21 protein-coding genes and 1 pseudogene are annotated in these 19,613 nt (G+C 58.4%); 10 read left to right on the top strand and 12 right to left on the bottom strand.

Annotated features, from left to right (window positions below; translation table 11 throughout):
* The first annotated feature begins 2 nt into the window (after positions 1-2).
* From HP15_RS12240 to HP15_RS12225, 4 genes are read left to right on the top strand one after another with little or no spacing between them, the layout of a single operon-like run.
* The gene (locus HP15_RS12240) at positions 3-608 is read left to right on the top strand and encodes a Maf family protein (protein WP_014577749.1); all 606 of its coding nucleotides are present in this window, start codon (positions 3-5) and stop codon (positions 606-608) included.
* Positions 605-2,086: a ribonuclease G gene (gene rng / locus HP15_RS12235; RefSeq protein WP_014577748.1), complete on the top strand. Its 1,482-nt coding sequence runs from the start codon at positions 605-607 to the stop codon at positions 2,084-2,086. The genes HP15_RS12240 and rng overlap by 4 nt, the downstream gene beginning before the upstream one ends.
* A gap of 40 nt (positions 2,087-2,126) precedes the next feature.
* The gene (locus tag HP15_RS12230) at positions 2,127-5,882 is read left to right on the top strand and encodes a YhdP family phospholipid transporter (RefSeq protein ID WP_014577747.1); all 3,756 of its coding nucleotides are present in this window, start codon (positions 2,127-2,129) and stop codon (positions 5,880-5,882) included.
* Between the two features lie 30 nt (positions 5,883-5,912).
* Positions 5,913-6,758, top strand: coding sequence for a carbon-nitrogen hydrolase family protein (locus HP15_RS12225; RefSeq protein ID WP_014577746.1), 846 nt, complete (start codon positions 5,913-5,915; stop codon positions 6,756-6,758).
* A gap of 9 nt (positions 6,759-6,767) precedes the next feature.
* Here HP15_RS12225 and yjgA read toward each other — a convergent pair whose 3' ends face one another.
* From yjgA to HP15_RS12165, 12 genes and pseudogenes are all read right to left on the bottom strand, one after another.
* Positions 6,768-7,295, bottom strand: a complete 528-nt coding sequence (gene yjgA, locus HP15_RS12220; protein WP_014577745.1) for a ribosome biogenesis factor YjgA — start codon at positions 7,293-7,295, stop codon at positions 6,768-6,770.
* A 15-nt stretch (positions 7,296-7,310) separates the two neighbouring features.
* Entirely contained in the window at positions 7,311-8,672 is a 1,362-nt protein-coding gene (gene mgtE, locus HP15_RS12215) for a magnesium transporter (RefSeq protein ID WP_014577744.1), read from the bottom strand.
* A gap of 94 nt (positions 8,673-8,766) precedes the next feature.
* Positions 8,767-9,036, bottom strand: a complete 270-nt coding sequence (locus HP15_RS12210) for an HPr family phosphocarrier protein (protein ID WP_008170151.1) — start codon at positions 9,034-9,036, stop codon at positions 8,767-8,769.
* A gap of 7 nt (positions 9,037-9,043) precedes the next feature.
* A complete protein-coding gene (gene rapZ / locus HP15_RS12205; RefSeq protein WP_008170152.1) occupies positions 9,044-9,928 on the bottom strand; it encodes an RNase adapter RapZ in 885 nt (294 codons plus the stop codon).
* Between the two features lie 28 nt (positions 9,929-9,956).
* A complete protein-coding gene (gene ptsN, locus HP15_RS12200; protein ID WP_014577742.1) occupies positions 9,957-10,427 on the bottom strand; it encodes a PTS IIA-like nitrogen regulatory protein PtsN in 471 nt (156 codons plus the stop codon).
* 87 nt (positions 10,428-10,514) lie between these two features.
* Positions 10,515-10,823 carry a ribosome hibernation promoting factor gene (gene hpf, locus HP15_RS12195; protein WP_014577741.1) on the bottom strand — a complete coding sequence of 103 codons (309 nt, stop codon included), beginning with the start codon at positions 10,821-10,823 and terminating at the stop codon, positions 10,515-10,517.
* A 100-nt stretch (positions 10,824-10,923) separates the two neighbouring features.
* Positions 10,924-12,444: an RNA polymerase factor sigma-54 gene (locus HP15_RS12190; RefSeq protein ID WP_041646286.1), complete on the bottom strand. Its 1,521-nt coding sequence runs from the start codon at positions 12,442-12,444 to the stop codon at positions 10,924-10,926.
* 156 nt (positions 12,445-12,600) lie between these two features.
* Complete coding sequence (gene lptB / locus HP15_RS12185; protein ID WP_014577739.1) at positions 12,601-13,326, bottom strand: LPS export ABC transporter ATP-binding protein; 726 nt, start codon at positions 13,324-13,326, stop codon at positions 12,601-12,603.
* Positions 13,304-13,870, bottom strand: a complete 567-nt coding sequence (gene lptA, locus HP15_RS12180; protein ID WP_014577738.1) for a lipopolysaccharide transport periplasmic protein LptA — start codon at positions 13,868-13,870, stop codon at positions 13,304-13,306. The genes lptB and lptA overlap by 23 nt, the downstream gene beginning before the upstream one ends.
* Entirely contained in the window at positions 13,854-14,438 is a 585-nt protein-coding gene (lptC, locus tag HP15_RS12175) for an LPS export ABC transporter periplasmic protein LptC (RefSeq protein WP_014577737.1), read from the bottom strand. Before lptC ends, lptA begins: the two co-directional genes overlap by 17 nt.
* Entirely contained in the window at positions 14,435-14,983 is a 549-nt protein-coding gene (kdsC, locus tag HP15_RS12170; RefSeq protein WP_169702159.1) for a 3-deoxy-manno-octulosonate-8-phosphatase KdsC, read from the bottom strand. Before kdsC ends, lptC begins: the two co-directional genes overlap by 4 nt.
* Positions 14,984-15,006: 23 nt before the next feature.
* Positions 15,007-15,986 (bottom strand): annotated as a pseudogene (locus HP15_RS12165) (KpsF/GutQ family sugar-phosphate isomerase).
* A 188-nt stretch (positions 15,987-16,174) separates the two neighbouring features.
* Here HP15_RS12165 and HP15_RS12160 point away from each other — a divergent pair.
* The 6 genes from HP15_RS12160 (at position 16,175) to HP15_RS12135 (ending at position 19,612) form a co-directional block, all read left to right on the top strand.
* Positions 16,175-16,987, top strand: a complete 813-nt coding sequence (locus tag HP15_RS12160) for an ABC transporter ATP-binding protein (RefSeq protein ID WP_014577734.1) — start codon at positions 16,175-16,177, stop codon at positions 16,985-16,987.
* Positions 16,984-17,766 carry a lipid asymmetry maintenance ABC transporter permease subunit MlaE gene (gene mlaE, locus HP15_RS12155; RefSeq protein WP_008170172.1) on the top strand — a complete coding sequence of 261 codons (783 nt, stop codon included), beginning with the start codon at positions 16,984-16,986 and terminating at the stop codon, positions 17,764-17,766. The genes HP15_RS12160 and mlaE overlap by 4 nt, the downstream gene beginning before the upstream one ends.
* 34 nt (positions 17,767-17,800) lie before the next feature.
* Entirely contained in the window at positions 17,801-18,250 is a 450-nt protein-coding gene (mlaD, locus tag HP15_RS12150; protein WP_008170174.1) for an outer membrane lipid asymmetry maintenance protein MlaD, read from the top strand.
* Positions 18,251-18,282: 32 nt separating this feature from the next.
* Entirely contained in the window at positions 18,283-18,936 is a 654-nt protein-coding gene (locus tag HP15_RS12145) for an MlaC/ttg2D family ABC transporter substrate-binding protein (protein ID WP_041646285.1), read from the top strand.
* Positions 18,933-19,265: an STAS domain-containing protein gene (locus HP15_RS12140; protein WP_014577732.1), complete on the top strand. Its 333-nt coding sequence runs from the start codon at positions 18,933-18,935 to the stop codon at positions 19,263-19,265. Before HP15_RS12145 ends, HP15_RS12140 begins: the two co-directional genes overlap by 4 nt.
* Positions 19,266-19,369: 104 nt before the next feature.
* Positions 19,370-19,612, top strand: a complete 243-nt coding sequence (locus tag HP15_RS12135; protein ID WP_008170179.1) for a BolA family protein — start codon at positions 19,370-19,372, stop codon at positions 19,610-19,612.
* Position 19,613: the final 1 nt, after the last annotated feature.

Below are 19,613 nucleotides of genomic sequence, written 5' to 3'. Positions count from 1 at the left end.
CCATGCCATCAATCATTCTCGCCTCGGCTTCGCCGCGCCGGGCGGAGCTGTTGCAGCAAATCGGCCTGAATTTTTCGGTTCGTCCGGCGGACATCGACGAAACACCGGAGCCCGATGAAACCCCGGAACACTATGTGGAACGTTTAGCCCGGGAGAAGGCGCTGGTTGTGGCTGGGTCCTCACTGGAATGCCTGGTACTTGGGTCGGATACATCGGTGGTGCTCGATGGCGAGATACTCGGTAAGCCGTCAGACTTCACCGAAGCCCGGGAAACACTGGCCCGCCTCTCCGGCGCCACTCATCAAGTCATGACTGCCGTGGCGTTGGCCTCAGAAGGGCAATGCCAGTCTGTTCTGGTCATCACCGAAGTTTGTTTCAGGCAGCTTTCCAGCGCAGAGATCGACGCCTATGTGGCCAGCGGCGAACCCATGGACAAGGCCGGGAGTTATGGAATTCAGGGCCTTGGTGGTATTTTTGTTAATGAGCTCCGGGGTAGCTACAGTGCCGTGGTTGGTCTGCCGCTGCAGGAAACCGCCGCATTGCTGGCTGGTGCCGGTTACCCGGTCTGGAAAAACTGGCCGCGCAGTCTGGAGAGCCAAACATTATGAGCGAAGAGATTCTGATCAACGTCACCCCGGTGGAAACGAGGGTGGCCCTGGTTGAAAACGGCATGCTGCAGGAAGCCTATATAGAGCGCACCAGCAGGAAAGGCATTGTCGGCAACATCTACAAAGGCAAGGTGGTGCGCGTTCTACCGGGCATGGAAGCGGCGTTCGTCGATATTGGTCTGGAACGGGCCGCATTCATCCATGCGTCCGATGTGGTTCCGAGTCAGTCCAATGGCGATGAGCCCGCCGATACTCCCAAAACCGTTCCCGATATTCGAAGCCTGCTTCGGGAAGGGCAGTCACTGGTCGTCCAGGTTACCAAGGATCCGATCGGTACAAAGGGGGCCCGCCTGACCACCCAGCTTTCAATTCCGTCGCGGTATCTGGTGTTTATGCCAGGCGTTAGCCACGTTGGTATTTCGCAGCGAATTGAGGACGACACCGAGCGGGCCCGGCTGAAAACGCTCGTTGAGGAGGCCGCCGCCGAGGATCAGGATGTTCAGGGCGGCTATATCATCCGGACGGCCGCGGAAGCGGCGTCACCTGAGGATCTGATTGGCGACATGGCTTATCTGCACCGGTTAAGTCAGTCCATACACGAGCGAATTGCCCGGGTTCAGGCGCCGGCGGTTGTGTATCAGGATCTGCCGTTGTTCATTCGCACCATCCGTGACCTGATCCGGCCCCAGACCGAAAAGGTGCGTATCGACAGCCGCGAGAGTCATCAACGGGTGATGGAGTTTGTCGAGGAGTTCGTTACGGAATTTGCTGACAAGGTCGAGTACTACCCGGGCGAGCGCCCTATATTTGACCTCTACTCGGTCGAGGACGAAATCCAGAAGGCCCTGAGCCGAAAGGTCCAGCTCAAGTCCGGTGGTTATGTGATTATCGACCAGACCGAAGCCATGACCACGATTGATATCAATACCGGGGCGTTCGTCGGGCACCGGAATCTGGAAGAAACCATCTTCAAGACCAACCTGGAAGCGGCTCGGGCCATCAGTCGTCAGCTGCGCCTGCGAAACCTGGGCGGCATTATCATCATCGATTTTATCGACATGGAAGATCCCGAGCACCAGCGCCAGGTCCACCGGATGCTGGAGAAGATGCTGGAGCGGGATCACGCCAAGACCAAGATCACCGGCGTCTCCGAGTTGGGCCTGGTGGAAATGACCCGCAAACGAACCACCGAGAGCCTTGGTCAGGTGCTCTGCGAACCTTGCCCCATCTGCGATGGACGGGGTTTTCTGAAAACCACCGAGACCGTTTGCTATGAGGTTTTCCGGGAAATTCTCCGGGTTAATCGCGCCTATGATGCCGAGAGCTATCTGGTGATGGCCTCCCAGAGCGTGGTGGATCGCCTGCTGGATGAGGAATCCGATAACGTGGCCGATCTTGAAACCTTCATCAGCAAGACCATTCGCTTCCAGGTGGAGCCCTTCTACAGCCAGGAGCAGTACGATGTTGTTCTGCTCTGATGCCGGGAAACTGCGCCGGTTACCGGGTTAAGGGGTCTGAATGTCCTCCGCTGACCACGAACCGCCGCTTCCGGAGAACCTGCCCGAGAGCCCTCCGGTTCGGCTTTTGGCGCGGCTCGCCAGCCTGATCTGGTGGATGCTGCTGACACTTCTGGTGCTGCTGGCCCTATACGCCGGTCTTGGCCGCCAACTGACCCAGAATGTGGACAGCTTTCGCGATGATCTGGCTCGTGAGCTGTCAGACCGACTGGGCCATGATGTCAGCATCGGTGGCCTTTCATCCCAGTGGTACTGGCTCGACCCCGCCTTTACGGCCAGCGACATTCAGGTCACTCACCCTGACACCGGAATTGTCGTTGCCAACCTCCAGCATCTGAATATCCGCTTTGCTGCATTGGCCTCGTTGATGCGTCTGAGGATTGTCTTTGAGGACTTCCAGGCAGACGGTCTGGAACTGACCGTGAATCAGGAACGCGGCGGTGATGTTGCGGTGAGAGGCGCAGAAATACCGGAACCGGTCAGCAATCAGTTGCAGGAGTGGCTGGAGCTTGCCGGTGACTGGCTCTCTGATCCTTACGTCAAGATTACACGCGTCAACCTTGGTATCCGGGACAACCAGGGCAACCTGCGCCATCTGGATATTCCCCAGCTGGATCTCGACTACCGCCGTGGATTGTTCCACGCATCCGGCCGTGCCATGCAGTCTGGTACCACCCAGCAGCTGGCCAGTTTTGCCCTTGTGGGCCAGCATTTTTTCCGGGGCGACTTTACCGGCCAGTTGTACCTTGGCGTCGATTCCGGCCGGCTGTTCGACGGGCTGGTTGACGAGTACCAGTGGCGATCCCTCCGGGTGGAAGGCTTCGATCTTGGCGGGGAAGCCTGGCTTACGTTCCGCAACGGTTTGCTGCAACAGGTGACCGGTACGGTGCGGACCCCCTATCTGCAGTTGGGTGTTGGCTCTCAATCCCTGGCGCCACTGGAAGACATCCGCGCGAGATTTGGCTGGCGTCGCCACGATACGGTGATGACCGACGAGACTGTGGTCGAATCCGGGGCCTTCGCCCTTGGCGAGTGGCATCTGAAGCAGCTCCAGTGGACCTGGGACGGCGATGTGGTTTCACCTTTCAGTCTGAGGTTGGCGCCGTCGGAGGGAGGCATGTCCGTCATTGCCGACGCCCTTCCGCTAGCGCCCACACGTCGCCTCGCTGCGCGGCTTCCGTTATTGCCGGAGCGTGCACTCCGGGCCCTCCGGGACTATCGGCCCGGTGGCTTTCTGGACCAGTTGAGAATCTTCTTCCCCGAGGGCGCCCCGGAAGACTTTCAGCTTTCCGGCCGGTTGCGTGACGTTAGTGTTCGGGCCCACGGCGGCGCGCCCGGCGTTACCTCTGTCAACGGAGACATCGCTCTGGACCGGCAAAGAGGCTATGTCCGGATTGCCGCCGGCGAGTCGCCCGTTTCACTGGATTTCCCCCAGCTTTTCGGGGGCGCCTGGTCATTCCCCGTACTCGAGGGCGAGGTGGCCTGGCTGCTGGATGGCGCTATTACCCGTGTGTTTTCGGATGGCGTACGGATGCGTTACGGCGAGGCCACCGAACTGGACGGTGCTTTTGACCTCAGGATGGATCGAGAGGGTGAAGACAATCTGGGGCTCAAAGTGTCGGTGAAAAACGGCAACGCCGACATGCTGGCGGATTTCGTTCCGGTTAAGGCGGTAAACCCCGGTTTGTACGATTGGCTCACGACCGCCATTCTCGAGGCCGATATTACCTCAGGGACGTTTTTCGGCCATGGTCAGATAGGTTCTGGTGCACCCCGGGGCTCCTTCGTCACCTCAATGATCTATGAATTCGATCAGGCATCTGTCCGCTACGATGACGCCTGGCCGGAGGTCACGGGTGCCCGGGGCAGTGTCAGGGTTCACAATGGCGACACGCTGGTTCGACTCGAAGCAGGTCAGACCGGTGGCCTGGATCTCGATCCCGGGACGGTTCGCGTGGTGCCCTCCGATCAAGGCACACGGATAAGGGTGGATACCTCGGCACGGGTGCCCGGCGAATCGGTCGGGTTCTGGATGGAAAATAGCCCCCTGGGTGATATGGCAGGCACAGAGGCCCAGAAGCTTGAATATGGTGGTGAGTATCAGCTGGATCTTGGTATCGACTTGCCATTGGGGGCGGAGCAGCCCCCCGTGGTTGAGGCAAAGATTGCCGCACAGGAAGGCACCGTCTCCTACCCCTCGGCAGGGTTGGCCTGGCGGTCGGTTCAGGGTGAAATGACCTACCACAGCGAAAACGGCTTCTCCGGTGGTCCTCTGACTGCGGAATTCTTCGATGAACCGGTAACCATTGCCTTCAGCAAGTCCCGGGCGGGCAATGCCCTTACCATCCGGCAGTCGGGAACGCTACCGGTGCCGGGGGTGTTTGAGCAGGCGGGACTTGGGACCAGTTCGGGTTTTGGTTTGCAGGGCAATGTTACCTATACCGCGGACCTGGACGTGGGATCGGATTCAACGTCGGGGATCCGCGTGCGGTCCACTCTTGAGGGGCTGGCAGTTGACTGGCCGGAGCCACTGTCAAAAACGGCGGATGAGGCAGCACCGCTGCGGGCAACCATCAATCCCTCGGCCGCCGGCGGGCTTGGCATTACGGGCGACTGGGAAAACCGCGCAACATTCGATCTGTTATGGAAAGAGACCGGGTTTGATTTGCGTCTTGGCCGCCTGCACCTTGGCCCGCAGGTGTTGAACGATATTGATATCAATGCCCTCGATCTTGGTGACCGGTGGGTGGTGACCACCAGCTCGCAACGCGCCGAAGGCCGACTGACAATTCCGCAAAATGGCGACACGGTGAAGGCCGATTTTCAGGTGTTACGGCTCGTGCGCAGTGAAACACCCCCTGAGGATTCGCCGGAATTACTCACCCTCGAAGAGCAGCTTGAGGCGTTCCGCGCGCTGGATATGGGAAACTGGCCGGATATCGATGTCTCGATTGCGGAACTGCAACTGAACGACGAATCGTTGGGACAGTGGGCCTTCCGGCTCCGCCCCGAACCTTTCCGGTTGCAGGTAAATGACATCGAGGGGCGCCTGAATTCCCTGACACTGCTGGGCGACATGAGCTGGAGCATCGTCGGAGACCGGGAAACCAGCCGGTTTACAGGTTCCATCAGCGGGGGTGCGCTCGCGGATCTGAACGAGCTCCTCGACACTGAAATGCCGGTCACTAACGAGGGGACCAACATAGAGCTGGATCTGGACTGGCCCGGCCGTCCGGATGAGCTTTCCATACCGGAGCTCAGTGGCTCGGTCAGTCTCAGGCTGGATGAGGGTGTGATCCTGGAGCGAAACAACACGGCGCAACTGTTCCGGGTGTTCAATCTGCTGAACTCTGACACCCTATGGCGCCGGTTGAAGCTCGACTTTTCCGATCTGTATGAGCGTGGGGTGGCATTCGACGCGATCTCGGGCAAGGCGCAGATCATCAATGGCTTGCTGACCATGGATCCGGAACTGCAGATAGTGGGCCCATCCGGTGCCTTCAAACTCAGTGGTACGACCAATATGGCCAGCGAGGAGCTGGATATGCGGCTTGTGGTTGTGTTGCCCCTGACTCAGAATCTGCCATTGGCGGCGCTGCTCATGGGTGCCGGTGCGCCGATCGGCGGCGCCTTGTTTGTGCTGGACAAGATTCTGGGCGATCCTTTGAGCAGGCTGACAAGCGCAACCTACAGCGTGACGGGCACATGGGACGAGCCGGAAGTGAATCTGCAACGGGTTTTTGACACCGGCGAATAACTTTTCTGTTTGGCAATATCGGAGGCAGTCATGAACAAGCGTGTTTCCAACCGGGTCGCAGCCATCCAGATGGTCAGCGGTCATGACATCGACGCCAATCTGCGCGAAGCGGAACAGCTGCTGGCCCGGGCTGCCGAGCAGGGCGCCTCGGTCGCCGTACTGCCCGAGAATTTTGCGGTTCTGGCCACCAGTCAGATGATTGATCGTGGTCGCCAGGAGGCGGGGTCCGAGCCTGTCATAAGGACTTTCCTGGCCGAACAGGCCCGGAAACTGGGGCTCTGGATCGTTGGCGGGTCGATGCCCGTGGCCAAACGACCGGACGGCTCAGATCTGGAGGATCGGGTCAGGGCAACCTGCATTGTCTTTGATGACCAGGGTAAGGAAGTTGCCCGTTACGACAAGATTCACCTGTTTGATGCCATGGTGGAAGATGCCCATGGTCAATACCGCGAATCGGACACCTTCGAGCCCGGCGAACAGATAGTGACCGTGGATACGCCCGCGGGCAAGCTGGGGTTGGCGATCTGCTACGATCTTCGCTTTCCGGAGCTGTTCAGGCTGCTGCGTGAGCAGGATGTGGACTGGATTTGCCTTCCGAGCGCTTTCACCTGGCAGACCGGTGATGCCCACTGGTACCCCCTGATCCGGGCGCGCGCGATCGAGAACCAGGTATGGTTAGTGGCACCTGGCCAGGGTGGCCAGAACAGCGAGCGCCGTCGCACCTATGGCCACAGCCTGATCTGTGATCCCTGGGGGCGGATCGTGACGGAAATGGGGGAAGGCCCGGGCCTGGTCACCGCCGAACTGGACGCCGATCAGGTAGCCAATCTGCGCGCCCGGATGCCGGTGTGGGAGCACCGACGGCTCAAAGGTTGAACCAACGGCTCACATGGCCTCGGCGTCGTCGATGCACTCCCTGAGATAACGGAACAGTTTCCGGGCCTGGCCGGTGTTCTTCTGTTTTTCGACGTCTTTTCGGGCGTTTCGAGCAAGGTTTCGCAGGTGCTGCATATCGGCAGTGGGGCAGTAGCTGAAGAACTCGCCAACAACGGAATCGCCTTCGGCAATCATCCGGTCCCGCCAGCGTTCCGCCAGGTGGTGTCTGCGGGTGTGTTCCTCGCTACCGGCATCGAAGGCGTCGATGGCTTTCGCGAGGGCTTCGGGGTCATCTTCCTGTCGGATGACCTTGCCGATGTATTGCAGGTGCCGTCGTTTGGCCTCGTTCTGGCGGATACGGCGGGATTCCTCGATCGCGGCGCGGAGGGTGTCGCTGATTGGCAGGGTCTCCAACTGATCGTTGCTAAGGTCCAGCATCCGCTTGCCCAGATCCTGCAGGGCGTGCATTTCCCGTTTCAGCTGAGATTTGCTAGGGCCGTCGTATTCCGGCGCGTCGTTGTCTTGATGGTCTTTCATAAATCCGAGATCCGCTTAAGCGTAGAAAATCGTCGCGAGGCCAAGAAAGGCCATGAACCCGACTACATCGGTCACAGTCGTGAGAATCACGCTGCCTGCCAGGGCCGGGTCAATATTGCGAGATTTGAGAAACAGTGGCAGAACCGTGCCAACCAGCGCTGCGGCGACAAGATTGATCACCAGCGCGGCAGCAATGATCGCGCCGATCATCACATCCTGGAACCAGAGCATGGCGGCACCCGCCACCACGGCGGCCCAGAGCAGGCCGTTCAGTATCCCTGACAGAAATTCCCGGTTCAGCAGCCAGCGGACGTTGGCGCCGCTGATCTGCCCCACGGCCATACCGCGAATCACCAGTGTAAGCGTCTGACTACCAGCAATGCCGCCCATGCTTGCGACGATGGGCATCAGAACCGCCAGAGCCACGACCTTGGCGATGGTCTCTTCGAATAACCCGATCACAGCCGATGCGATCAGGGCGGTGATCAGGTTGATCCCCAGCCAGACGGCACGGCGGCGCGATGTCTTCCAGACCGGTGCGAAGGTGTCCTCGTCCTCATCCAGGCCCGCCATACTCATCAGGGAGTGATCCGCATCCTCCCGAATAACGTCAACCACGTCATCGATGGTTATGCGCCCTAGTAGTCGGCCTTCCTCATTCACTACCGGCGCCGAGATCAGGTCGTAGCGTTCAAACAGTGTTGCTACCTTGGTGTCGGAGAGGCTTACGGGAATAGGCTCGATATCGGTATCCATGACTTCACGCACGGTGGAGGCGGGGTTGGATACCAGCATTTTGGTAATCGGCAGCATGCCAATGAAATCATCCCGCCGGCTCACCACGATCAGGCTGTCCGTCATGGGTGGCAGGTTGCGGTGCCGCCGAAGGTAACGCAGTACGACGTCTATGCTGATGTCCGGGCGCACCGTGATGGTGTCGGTGTTCATCAGACCGCCGGCGGTGTCCTCCGGATAGGAGAGAACTTCCTCCACCCGTTGCCGGTCCTGCTCGTCCATGGTCTCCAGGACTTCCTGGATGACCGTATCCGGCAGCTGCTGCAGCAGGTCGGCCAGGTCGTCTGACTCGAAATCCTCGATGATATCCGCCAGTTCCTGAGCATTAAGCTGGCTCAGGAAGTAGCCTCGGATATCATCACTGAGATACTGGAGAACCTCGCCTTCGAGGTCTTTGTCCACCAGGTTCCACAGCAGGGCCCGCTGCCGGGGCGGTGAGGATTCCAGCAAATGGGCAATATCACTGGGGCTCAGGCCACCGTTCAGGATGCGGGCAACCTGCTTCAGTGCGCCACTGTCCAGCGCTTCGCTCAGGGAGCGAAGACGCTGGCGGGCCTGGCTTTTTTCCAGAATATCGGTCATGAATCACCCGGCGTCAGAAAACGCCTGTATTATAGCGGAGTTAGGCGCTATCGGTGAGAAAGAGTTGTAGGTGAATGCCGTACGGAAGGCGGAATTACTCGCCCTCACCGAAATAGTCGTTAATCAGTTCCACCAATGCTTCGATGGCCTGTTCCTCATCCGGCCCGTCGGCAATGAGCTCCACATCGGTTCCTTTGCTGGCGGCCAGCATCATCACCTGCATGATGTTCTTCGCGTCCACATCCCGGCCTTTGCCGCTGATACGCACGCTGCTGTCGTATTCGGATGCCGTGTTGACGAGCTTCGCAGTGGCGCGCGCATGCAGGCCCAGTTTGTTGATAATGGTAATGGGGCGGCGAATCATGGCTCGATCAGATCTCTTCCCGGGTCTGCAGGTGTGGCAGCTCGGTGTGCCGCACTTGCACATTGCTGTACCGTTGCCGGAAGTACTCACCCAACTGCTCGCACACATACACCGACCGGTGCTGGCCGCCGGTACAACCAATGGAAATGGTCATGTAGCTGCGGTTGCTGTCTGCAAAAGAGGGCAGCCAGGTATCCAGAAATGATTTCAGGTCCTCGATCATCTTCCGGCTTGCCGGTTCTTTTTCCAGAAACTCGATAACCGGCTGATCCGTCCCGACATACTTGCGGAGGCTGGTATCCCAGTAGGGGTTGGGCAGGCAGCGGACATCGAAAACGTAGTCGGAATCCAGCGGCACGCCGTGTTTGAAGCCGAATGACTGAAACAGGAGAGCCAGTTCCTGATCTTTTCGACCGACCACGCGCTGCTTGACCATGTCCCGCAGCTCGTACATGGACATGCCGGTGGTATTTACGTAAAGATCGGAAAGCTTGGAAAGGGGCTCCAGCAGTTTCTTCTCGCTGGTAATGGCTTCCCGGAGAGAGGTCCTGTCGTCACTCAACGGATGCTTTCTGCGGGTGGCGTGAAAACGCTGCAGAAGCGACTGCTCGTCGGCGTCCAGGAAGATGATTTCAACGGTAACCCCGGTTTCCTGGAGGCGCCGGTAGATCTCCTCGAAATTGGCCAGCTCGCCGGAAAGGTTCCGCGCATCGATACTGACGGCCATCTTGCCCAGTCGACCAGGCCTGGTCTGGCTGGCGGCTTCCCGTGTGAGGGGGAAGAGCAGGCCAATAGGAAGATTGTCGATGCAATAAAACCCGAGGTCCTCCAGCACATGAAGTGCGGTACTCTTGCCCGAACCGGACCTGCCACTGACGATAATCAGCTTCATGACCACCTTACCTCCACTGCAGTGAATATCAGCCGCCTGAGGCGGTCATGCGCTGGTACAGCGTGCTGGCGTCCTCGCATTGCCGGAGGCGATCACAGAATGACCGCTCGTTGAACTTCTCCGCCAGTTGGCTCAGCAGCTCAAGGTGCTCGCTCGTCGCCTCTTTTGGCACAATCAGGGCAAAGATCAGATCGACTGGCTGATTGTCGATAGCATCGAACTCCACGCTTTCTTCAAGCGTCATCAGCACACCCACCACGTGGTCCAGTCCTTCCAGGCGGCAGTGGGGAATGGCAATTCCCTGGCCAATGCCGGTGCTGCCCAGGCGCTCACGGGAAATCAGGTTGTTGAAGAGCTGGGTCTCGCTGAGCGTGTTGTCCTGATGGTTTATTTGCTCGGCAATAAACTCCAGGGCCCGTTTCTTGCTGGACGCAGCTACCCTGCAGAGGGTGAGCTCCGGCGCAAGAATGTTGTCTATGGTCAGGGATGTGTCGCTCATGGATCGACTGCATTTCCGTTAAAAAAAAGGCTGCGACACGTTACTCATGTCGCAGCTCGATTAGATGAAGTGCATGAAAACAGCGCGTTAGCGAGAGCCGTTTCCGTGCATCCGTTCTACATTCTTTTCCTTGTGCTTGAGGATCTGACGGTCGAGCTTGTCGATAAGGGCATCAATGGCCGCGTACATATCCTCGTTTTCTGCCTTTGCGTGAATCTCACCACCTACCACGTGCAATGTGGCTTCCGCAATCTGGCGCACCTTTTCCACTTCCAGAGTCACCTGGCAGTTACTGATGTGGTCAAAGTGACGCTCGAGCTTCTCGAACTTCTCTGAAACGTAATCCTTCAGTGCGGGAGTCAGTTCTACGTGATGGCCTGAAATGTTGAGTTGCATAGGCGTCTCCTGTTGTCATCATGCCGGCTCCCGGGAGCCGGTCTGGGTGCTGGCGCATTGTGCGCCGGCGAATACAGTGTTGAGTCCCGTCCCGGGGTATTCAGACCAGCCGCTTGCGTTCGTTGGACGGCGGAATGTGCATGGCCTCCCGGTACTTGGCAACGGTGCGTCGCGCAACCTTGATACCCTGTTCCCCTAGCATGGCTGCAATTTTACTGTCGCTCAACGGCTTTTTGGGTGTTTCGGCGGCAATCAGCTTCTTGATCATCGCGCGTATGGCCGTGGAAGAGCATTCTCCGCCCTCATCAGTGCTGACATGGCTGGAGAAGAAATATTTCAGTTCGAAAATACCCCTGGGGGTATGCATGTATTTCTGAGTGGTTACCCGTGAAATCGTTGATTCATGCATTTCCACCGCCTGGGCAATGTCCGAGAGAATCAACGGCTTCATTGCTTCCTCGCCGTAATCCAGGAAACCCTGCTGGTGCTCGACAATACGGGTCGCTACTTTCAGCAGGGTCTCATTGCGGCTCTGCAGGCTCTTGATAAACCACTTGGCCTCCTGCAACTGATCGCGGAGGTAGGTGTTGTCTGCACTGCTGTCTGCACGCCTTATAAGTGAAGCATAGCTGGCATTTACCCGGATGCGCGGTGCAATTTCCGGATTCAGCTCAACACGCCAGCGGCCATTGTGCTTGCGAACGATGACATCCGGAATCACGTAGTCGGGCTCGGCGCGATCAATCACGTCGCCCGGGCGCGGATTGAGGCCGGTAATCAACGCCAGGACTTCCCTGAGTTGATCTTCCTTCAGGCGGCTGCGACGCAATAGCTGGGCGTAGTCCCGGTTGCCCAGCAGGTTGATGTAGTGGGTGATCACCAGGCGTGCCTGGGCGAGCCAGGGTGTGTCCGGCGGCAGCTGGTTAAGCTGTATCAGCAGGCATTCCTGCAAATCCCGGGCAAACACGCCAGGGGGATCGAAGTGCTGGAGGCGATGCAGGACGGCTTCCACTTCATCCAGTTCAAGGGGGTCTTCTTCGTTCTCGTCCAGCAGCCCGGCGTGGATTTCTTCCAGGGGGCTGGTGAGATAGCCCCGCTCGTCCACGGCGTCCATCAGGGCGTGGGCAATGGCCTGGTCCCGCTCACTCAGGGGAGTCAGGTTGAGCTGCCATTCCAGGTGATCCTGAAGGGTCTCGGTGGGCGAGTTGCGGGTCTCGAAATCGTGATCGTTTTCATCGTCGTTGCGGGCTGCCGGGGCAGGGGCGGACTGGTAGATGTCATCCCAGGCCGTGTCGACCGGCAGATCGTCCGGAATGTTATCCGGAATCTCGTTTTCCGACGACCAGTCCGGGCCGTTCTCGGATTCGTCCCAGTCGCTGGACGGTTCCGGCGTGGTCTCGGCAGCAGACTCGGCCGCATTGGCCTCGCGCTCGTCACTCTCGGTGGACGTGTCGGTCTGATCGTCGTCCTCGGATGTCTCCAGCATGGGGTTGGATTCCAGTGCCTGCTGGATTTCCTGTTGGAGGTCGAGGGTAGATAGCTGGAGAAGCCGGATCGCCTGTTGCAGCTGGGGTGTCATGGTCAGGCTCTGACCCAGCTTTAACTGTAAGGAGGCTTTCATAACCATGGTTCAGGATCCGTCACTCATCAGCGCTTTGTGTCATAGGTCTTGAAAAAATCTTTATATGCCGGTTACTTGCCGCGGTTTTCTTTACCCTAGCAAGTTCTTTGCCGAGTTTACTTGCTACAGATCATCAAAACAATGAGCCATTCACTGTCACAGCCTGAATTCGTCCCCGAGGTAGACTTCCTTGACCTGTTGATTGGCCAGGATCGCATCGGCATTGCCGGAGGCGATGATGTGCCCGCCGGAAACAATGTACGCGTTCTCGCAGATATCGAGAGTCTCGCGCACGTTATGGTCGGTGATCAGCACGCCAATCCCTTTGTCCCGCAGATGCCGGATAATGTGTTTGATGTCGCTGACGGATATAGGGTCAACACCGGCGAAGGGCTCATCCAGCAGGATGAAAGCCGGCTCCATGGCCAGAGCCCGGGCAATTTCCACCCTTCGCCGCTCACCACCGGACAGGGCCATACCAACGCTGTCCCGTATATGGGTGATGTGGAATTCCTCCAGCAGCTCCTCGAGCTTTTTCTGCCGGTCTGCCTTGCTCAGGCCCTGCCGCGTCTCAAGGATCGCCATGATGTTGTCGCGCACAGACAGTTTGCGGAAAACCGAGGCTTCCTGTGGCAGGTAGCCGATGCCCTGACGGGCCCGACCGTGCATCGGCAGCGGCGTAATATCCCGGCTGTCGATCGTTATCCGCCCGTGATCGGCAGGTACCAGCCCCACGATCATGTAGAAACAGGTGGTTTTCCCGGCGCCGTTGGGTCCTAGCAGTCCGACAATTTCCCCGCTTCGGATTTCCAGGGAAACATCAATAACCACTTTTTTCTGTTTGTAACTTTTTGCCAGGTTACTGGCTCTCAGAACTGCCATCGGTTTCCTGTTTGTCAGTGCGTCTGTCGGCGCTGCGCGGCTGGATCACCATTTCTACCCGGCCAGTGCCATCGCCGGTCTCGGCGCCGCCTTCTGCGGTTACAACGCGGCCAGCGGTATCATAGTGAATCACGTCGCCGCGGAACAGGTTGCCATTCTGCTCAATCACCGCTTCCCGTTCAAAGGTCAGCTGGCTGTCGGTGGCGGACCAGGTAATATTCAGGGCGCGGGCGTCGGTTTCACCTTCACCTTCGCGCGCCGGCTGCCTGTATCTTGCAGGGGTTCCGGAGGCCTCGATGCGGCTCAGGCCGTCCTCAGTACGGTACAGGACCACACGCTCCGCGTTCAGGCGGGTATTGCCTTGTTCAAGTTCCACATCGCCGGTGTAAGTGGCAATGCCCTGGCCGTCGTCCAGGCGGGCGTTGTCGGCGGTAACCTTGATGGGGATGTCGGAATCAAGGTCGAAAGCCGCCACCGGGCCAGCCATTGCGACTGTCAGCAGGGCGGCCAGCAGGCTCCGGTATCGGTTAGTTTCCGGTTTCATAGCGTCCTTCCACCTGGGAGTTCAGTTCCAGAATCCGCTCGTCAATCCACGCTTTCATGCCCGTGGCCCGGGTTATGCCGGTAACGTCGCGTATTTCTACGGGTGCGTCTGTATATACCATGCCCCGGTCATTATCCAGCGTCAGTGTTGATGTTGTCAGAGTGGCGTCCCGTTCACCAATACTGCGCTGAATCCGGACATTGTCAGTGAGATAGACCAGGTTCTGGTTCTGCAGCAGGCTGCCATTCTCGGCTTCAACAATCCAGGGCAGAACATTGTCGCCGCCATACAGTTCGGCACGGGGAGACTCCATGGTGGCCAGGTTACCTTCTTCAAACTGCTCAATGCGGGGGCTGGAGAACCGGATTTTCAGCTTGCCCGATTCGTCGAATGACGTGTAATTGCCATTGACCACAAAGCCGTCCGGTTCGGCATCGCCCCGCAGCGCGGCTGCCTCATCATCAATGACCGGCGGTTCATCGCTTTGCCAGAGCAAAAAGACCGCGGCCACCACGGTGCCAGCCAGCGCCAGTGTTCGCAGCCAGGGCCGGTCCGGGAGCCAGTTCACGCCTTAAGCTCCAGGTAGGGTGCAAGCGCAGCATCCAGCTTGCCATGGGCAGTCAGCAGCAGGTCGCAGGCTTCTCGCACCGCGCCCTCGCCACCCCGGGTTCGGGTGCAGTAATCGGCATGTTGCTGCACCAGCCAGTAACCATTGGGTACGGTGATCCCCAGCCCGGCAAACCGGAGCGCCGGCAGGTCTGGCAGATCATCACCCATGTAGGCGATGGCCTCAGGGCTGAGATCCATGGTGCTGACCAGTTCCTGCAGGGCCACTTTCTTGTCCTCACGCCCCTGCATCAGGTGGGGGATGCCCAGATCCCGCATGCGCTTTTCGGTCAGGGGTGACTTCCGACCGGTAATAACGGCGACAGTAATGCCGGCTGCCATGAGTTGCTTGAGTCCCAGGCCGTCCAGGATGTTGAACGCCTTGAGTTCATCACCGTTAGCGCTGAAGTAAAGCTTGCCATCGCTCATGATGCCGTCCACATCCAGTGCGATCAGTCGAATTTTGGCGGCTTTTTCCAGCAGTGGCTCAGGCCATTGATGCTTCATGTTGAAAAACTCCTCATGGCCCATCAGATGACGCCGGCCCGCAGCAGGTCGTGCATGTTGATGGCGCCGATTAGAGCACCGCTATCGTTCGTCACGGGCAGGGCATTGATCTTCATTTCCTCCATGATATTCAGCGCTTCCGCCGCCAGATGATCAGCCTGGATGGTTTTACCATTCCGCGTCATCACCTCATTGATGGGCGTATGATGAATATCAACCGACCGGTCCAGAGTCCGGCGCAGGTCACCGTCCGTAAATATGCCGGTAAGCGTGCCTTCCCCGTTTACGACGGTGGTCATACCCAGACCTTTGCGGGAGATTTCAAGGAGAGCGCCGCTCAGGGGTGTGCCCTCGTTAACAACGGGAATCTGATCGCCTGTATGCATGATGTCGGAAACCCGAAGCAGCAGCCGGCGGCCGAGGCTGCCTCCGGGATGGGAGAACGCAAAATCCTCGGCACTGAATCCGCGGGCCTCAAGCAGTGCAACGGCCAGTGCATCCCCCATGACCAGGGTGGCCGTTGTTGAGGAGGTGGGCGCCAGGCCCAGGGGGCAGGCTTCCACCATGACGCTGACGTCCAGGTTGGCGACGGCTTCCCGGGCCAGGGTGGACGTGGCATTGCCGGTCATGCTGATCAGCGGGGCGCCCATACGTTTGATCAGGGGCAGAATCGTGACCACCTCGCTGGTGTTGCCGCTGTTGGAAATGGCGATGACAACGTCCTGCGGTGTGATCATCCCCATGTCGCCGTGGCTTGCTTCTCCGGGATGCACGAAAACGACGGTGTACCGGTGCTGGCAAGGGTGGCCGCTATCTTGTTGCCGATGTGGCCGGATTTTCCCATGCCGGTCACGACAACACGGCCCGTGCAGTTCATGATGACTTCGCAGGCACGGGTGAACTGGTCGTCGATCCGGCTTTCAAGTGCATCAATGGCGTCACGCTCGATGCGAATGGCGCGGATGGCAGAAGATCGGAAATCGTGGGCAGTCTGTTCGGTCATCGGGCTAAGGGCCTGGCTATCGGGACATTGAAAATGTGGGGCAGAGTATACCATTTTCCCCCGGCAACGATGCCCGGTTACAGGAAGTTCAGTCAAACTGATCATTGCTATCAGTACATTTTGCGCTCTTTGGATTGAGCTCCGGCGCTCCATGGCATAATGTAGCGCCTCTTTGAAAGGTAGGGACTATGGATTCACCGGCTTACATATCGCTCAAGGATGTCGTGTTCTCCCGTTCAGGGCGCCGTATCTTCGACGGTGTCAGTCTGGATATTCCCCGCGGCAAAATTACTGCCATTATGGGGCCCAGCGGAACCGGTAAAACCACGCTGCTGCGTCTTATCGGTGGTCAGCTCAAGCCAGATTCCGGCAGTGTCATGGTGGACGGCCACGAGGTGCCAAAGCTCAAACGCAAGGCTCTCTACAGTCTTCGCGAACGGATGGGCATGCTCTTTCAGAGCGGGGCTCTGTTTACCGACCTGACTGTCTTTGAGAACGTTGCCTTTCCGCTCCGCGTGCATACCAAGTTGCCGGAAGACATGATCCGCGACATTGTTCTGATGAAGCTGGAAGCTGTTGGCCTGCGCGGCGCTCGCCAGCTGATGCCTTCGGAGTTGTCCGGGGGGATGACCCGCCGGGTTGCCCTGGCCCGCAGTATTGCCCTGGATCCTGAACTGATCATGTACGACGAACCCTTCGCCGGCCAGGATCCGATTGCCATGGGCGTGCTGGTCAAGCTGATACGGGATCTGAACAGCTCCATGGGACTGACCAGTGTGCTGGTCTCCCACGACGTACCCGAATCCCTGAGCATATGCCATTACGCCTGCATTATTTCGGATGGCAAGGTAATCGGTGAGGGCACACCGGAGGAGCTCCGGGAGCATCCTTCCGGGAAGGTCCAGCAATTTTTGCAGGGGCAGCCGGATGGCCCGGTGCCGTTCCATTATCCGGCCGAAGGCGCCGCCAGTGACTTCGGCCTGTCGGGAGGTGCCTCTTGATTGACAGAATAGCGGCATTCGGACGCCTGGGGCTGGATATCGTTTCTTCATTCGGTCGTTCCGGTCGTTTCTTGGCGGGCGTTCTGGGCGGTGTTCCCCGCCCGGCAACGGGCTTCCCGCTTCTGATGAAACAGATTTATGCCGTTGGCGTGCTCTCTCTGGCCATTGTTGTGGTGTCGGGCCTGTTTATCGGCATGGTGCTGGGGCTTCAGGGGTACACTATTCTGAGCGACTACGGCTCGGAAGCGGCCATCGGCCAGATGATTGCGCTGACCCTGGTACGTGAGCTTGGCCCGGTGGTGACCGCATTGCTGTTTGCCGGCCGCGCGGGTTCGGCTCTGACGGCAGAGATTGGCTTGATGAAAGCGACCGAACAGCTGTCCAGCATGGAAATGATGGGCGTGGACCCGCTGCGGCGTGTCATTGCGCCTCGCCTCTGGGCCGGGTTTATTGCCATGCCGGTACTGGCGGTGATTTTCTCGGTGGTCGGCATCTGGGGCGGTATGCTTGTGGGTGTGGACTGGCTGGGTGTGTTTGAAGGCTCCTTCTGGGGCAACATGCAGTCGTCTGTGGATTTTGTGGATGATGTCTTGAACGGCGTCATCAAAAGCGTTGTTTTTGGTTTTGTTTGCGCCTGGATCGCGGTGTACCAGGGCTATGACTGCGTGCCGACATCGGCAGGTATCAGTTCGGCGACCACCAAGACGGTGGTGTACTCATCGCTGGCGGTGCTGGGGCTGGATTTTGTACTGACCGCTGTCATGTTTGGCGATTTCTGAAACATCGATCAACGAGATATTACCGGAGCCTGAAATGGCACAGAGAACCACTGAAATCGTAGTTGGCCTGTTCATGATCGCAGGCTGCGCAGCCCTGCTTTTCCTGGCGCTGCAGGTTAGCGGGCTGTCGCCGAAGTCGGCCGAGAGCACCTATACCATTTACGCCAATTTTAACGATACGGGCGGGCTTACGCCCCGCGGTCGGGTCTCAATGGCCGGGGTAACGGTTGGCACCATCGAATCCATCAGCCTGAACACGGAAACCTTCCAGGCTCGGGTCGAGATGTCGATTCATTCGGATGTGGACAATATCCCGTCGGACAGTTCCGCAGTTATACGTACATCCGGCCTGCTCGGCGAGCAGTACATTGATATATCGATTGGCGCCGAGATGGATTCGCTGAAAGAGGGCGATACCTTCTATTCGACACAGTCGGCCATGAACCTGGAGCGGCTGATCAGCAACTTTGCATCGGGCCGTTGATTCGGGCCGGAAAGATCAAACAGGAGATCCTGATGTTTGCACTGAGACACCACATTCTGATCGGCCTCTTCATGGCCCTGGCTCTGGTCGCGCCGACCCAGGCGAGTGAAGCTGAGGAGCTTCGCAAGTATGTGGACGCCAATACCCAGCGGTTGGTGGACAAGCTGAACGAGGAGCGTGGACTCTACGAGCGGGATCCAGAGGCTTTTTATAAAAGCATGGATGAGGCTCTGACCGATTTTGTCGACTTCCGCCGCATCGCTGCCAGGGTGATGGGTCGTTACGCACGCCAGACGACGTCTGAGCAACGAGACGAGTTCGTGGCCAAGTTCAAGCGCAGTCTGTTTGACAGCTACGCCCAGGCTCTGGTTAATGCCGAGAATTTCGAAATCCAGGTCAAGGAGGCGACCATCAACCCCCAGAGTGACGACCGAGCCTCTGTGCAGATGGAAGTGATCAGTGCCTCCGGTAATCGCTACCCGGTGACCTATTCAATGTACAAGACAGCGGAAGGCAAGTGGCTGATGGAAAACGTCATTGTTGAAGGCGTCAACATAGGCCTGGCTTTCCGGGATCGATTCGGCCAGGAAATGGAAGAAAACCGCGGTCAGATCCAGGCGGTGATTGATGGGTGGAGCGACGCTGTTGAAAGTCTGAACCTCAATCAGGAAGTCAACAAATCATGACCACCGGCTCGCCTGTGGTTCAACTCCTGGACGGCGTGCTTGTCGTTACCGGTGAAGTGAACACAGACACTGTGGTCGGCTTGAGAAAGCAGGGTGAGAAGCTGATCCGTTTGGCTTCTGCCGATCTGGTCGTCGACCTCGATGGACTGGTGACGGCCCACAGTGCTGTTCTCTCCATGCTGCTCTGCTGGCAGCGCCTGGCGCATCAGGCAGGCGTTGCCCTTTCGTTTCGTGGCGTCAGCGGCCGTCTGGCCTCGCTGGCAGCCCTGAGCAATCTTGATGATCAGCTTGAGGGGTTTGGTCCGGAAGCCGTCCATCCCGCCCACTGATTTTTCCGACCTCGCTCCCTTTGTTGACCGGACGCTAAAGCTGACCCGAGCGCCGGAATTGGTTACAATCTCGCCCCTGATTTCAAAACACCCGAGGATTTTCTATGGATGCCGCCCAAGTCACCGAGCTGGTCAAAGAAGCGTTGCCCGGCTGTGAAGTTCAGGTACAGGTTGATGGTACCCATTACCTGGTCGTCGTGGTGGGTGACGTATTCGAAGGCCTGCCGACTATCAAGCGCCAGCAGTTGATCAACAAGGCGCTGTTCCAGCAGATCATGGATGGCTCGATTCACGCCCTTCATCCAAAAGCATTTACTCCGGCCGAATGGGCTGAGCGCCAGGGCTGAA

The sequence above is a fragment of the Marinobacter adhaerens HP15 genome (genome assembly GCF_000166295.1).
In the GTDB taxonomy this organism is placed as follows: domain Bacteria; phylum Pseudomonadota; class Gammaproteobacteria; order Pseudomonadales; family Oleiphilaceae; genus Marinobacter; species Marinobacter adhaerens.
Note: the sequence above shows the minus strand (reverse complement) of the source record. Positions and strands in the feature narration are given on the sequence as shown.

Excerpts from the sequence above, each read along its gene's own strand:
- HP15_RS12240 (WP_014577749.1), top strand. The coding sequence starts at position 3 with ATGCCATCAATCATTCTCGCCTCGGCTTCGCCGCGCCGGGCGGAGCTG.
- rng (WP_014577748.1), top strand. The coding sequence starts at position 605 with ATGAGCGAAGAGATTCTGATCAACGTCACCCCGGTGGAAACGAGGGTG.
- HP15_RS12230 (WP_014577747.1), top strand. The coding sequence starts at position 2,127 with ATGTCCTCCGCTGACCACGAACCGCCGCTTCCGGAGAACCTGCCCGAG.
- HP15_RS12225 (WP_014577746.1), top strand. The coding sequence starts at position 5,913 with ATGAACAAGCGTGTTTCCAACCGGGTCGCAGCCATCCAGATGGTCAGC.
- yjgA (WP_014577745.1), bottom strand. The coding sequence starts at position 7,295 with ATGAAAGACCATCAAGACAACGACGCGCCGGAATACGACGGCCCTAGC.
- mgtE (WP_014577744.1), bottom strand. The coding sequence starts at position 8,672 with ATGACCGATATTCTGGAAAAAAGCCAGGCCCGCCAGCGTCTTCGCTCC.
- HP15_RS12210 (WP_008170151.1), bottom strand. The coding sequence starts at position 9,036 with ATGATTCGCCGCCCCATTACCATTATCAACAAACTGGGCCTGCATGCG.
- rapZ (WP_008170152.1), bottom strand. The coding sequence starts at position 9,928 with ATGAAGCTGATTATCGTCAGTGGCAGGTCCGGTTCGGGCAAGAGTACC.
- ptsN (WP_014577742.1), bottom strand. The coding sequence starts at position 10,427 with ATGAGCGACACATCCCTGACCATAGACAACATTCTTGCGCCGGAGCTC.
- hpf (WP_014577741.1), bottom strand. The coding sequence starts at position 10,823 with ATGCAACTCAACATTTCAGGCCATCACGTAGAACTGACTCCCGCACTG.
- HP15_RS12190 (WP_041646286.1), bottom strand. The coding sequence starts at position 12,444 with ATGAAAGCCTCCTTACAGTTAAAGCTGGGTCAGAGCCTGACCATGACA.
- lptB (WP_014577739.1), bottom strand. The coding sequence starts at position 13,326 with ATGGCAGTTCTGAGAGCCAGTAACCTGGCAAAAAGTTACAAACAGAAA.
- lptA (WP_014577738.1), bottom strand. The coding sequence starts at position 13,870 with ATGAAACCGGAAACTAACCGATACCGGAGCCTGCTGGCCGCCCTGCTG.
- kdsC (WP_169702159.1), bottom strand. The coding sequence starts at position 14,983 with ATGAAGCATCAATGGCCTGAGCCACTGCTGGAAAAAGCCGCCAAAATT.
- HP15_RS12160 (WP_014577734.1), top strand. The coding sequence starts at position 16,175 with ATGGATTCACCGGCTTACATATCGCTCAAGGATGTCGTGTTCTCCCGT.
- mlaD (WP_008170174.1), top strand. The coding sequence starts at position 17,801 with ATGGCACAGAGAACCACTGAAATCGTAGTTGGCCTGTTCATGATCGCA.
- HP15_RS12145 (WP_041646285.1), top strand. The coding sequence starts at position 18,283 with ATGTTTGCACTGAGACACCACATTCTGATCGGCCTCTTCATGGCCCTG.
- HP15_RS12140 (WP_014577732.1), top strand. The coding sequence starts at position 18,933 with ATGACCACCGGCTCGCCTGTGGTTCAACTCCTGGACGGCGTGCTTGTC.
- HP15_RS12135 (WP_008170179.1), top strand. The coding sequence starts at position 19,370 with ATGGATGCCGCCCAAGTCACCGAGCTGGTCAAAGAAGCGTTGCCCGGC.